The sequence below is a fragment of the Mesorhizobium norvegicum genome, from assembly GCF_004919685.1.
GTDB classification, from domain to species: Bacteria; Pseudomonadota; Alphaproteobacteria; order Rhizobiales; family Rhizobiaceae; genus Mesorhizobium; species Mesorhizobium norvegicum.
Map to the genome: position 1 here is coordinate 1 of NZ_SMYZ01000216.1, position 530 is coordinate 530.

The 530-nt window shown below is 60.4% G+C and carries 2 protein-coding genes; one reads left to right on the forward strand and one right to left on the reverse strand.

The window, feature by feature from the left end:
• Window positions 1-117 precede the first annotated feature (117 nt).
• Window positions 118-300: a hypothetical protein gene (locus tag FCU66_RS42730; RefSeq protein WP_342778268.1), complete on the forward strand. Its 183-nt coding sequence runs from the start codon at window positions 118-120 to the stop codon at window positions 298-300.
• Here the strand turns inward: FCU66_RS42730 and FCU66_RS41765 are convergent.
• The coding region (locus FCU66_RS41765; protein ID WP_206077195.1) for a hypothetical protein at window positions 249-530 on the reverse strand (282 nt) is incomplete at its 5' end. The genes FCU66_RS42730 and FCU66_RS41765 overlap by 52 nt on opposite strands.

Below are 530 nucleotides of genomic sequence, written 5' to 3' on the forward strand. Positions count from 1 at the left end.
TTTGCCGATCAGGACACTAGTGCCCGAGCAAGGCCAACGTCCGCCGTGTCAATTCCGAGGCGGGCAGGGGCCGAACTGGCCGCGAGCATCGAGGCCCACGGCCTCATCCATAACCTTGTGGCCCGCAAGGCCGCCAAAGGGCCGAAAATTGAGGTTGTCGCCGGAGGGCGACGTCTGGGGGCGTTACGTTTGTTGCTGGAGGGAAGGTCGCACCGTGCAGGGCGTAGCTGTGACCAAGGACTATCCGGTCAGGGCCATTCTGCGCGAGGATGGCAGCGGTACCGAGATTTCTCTGTCTGAGAAAGACCGGCGGGAGCCAAGAACAAGCCGCGACCTTCCTGTGGCGCGTTGCAGGCAGTTTGACGCGCGATATCGGTATGTTCGACGGCGACGTTGTCGTGGTGGACCTGAGTGTCACACCCAAAGATGCCGTTGTGGTCGTGGCCGTTGTTAACCCCTGCTTCGCAGCCAGCACTTCCTGCGCTTGCGTGGCATTTCAAATGTAGTCGCTTTAAGGCTTGTTGAGATTC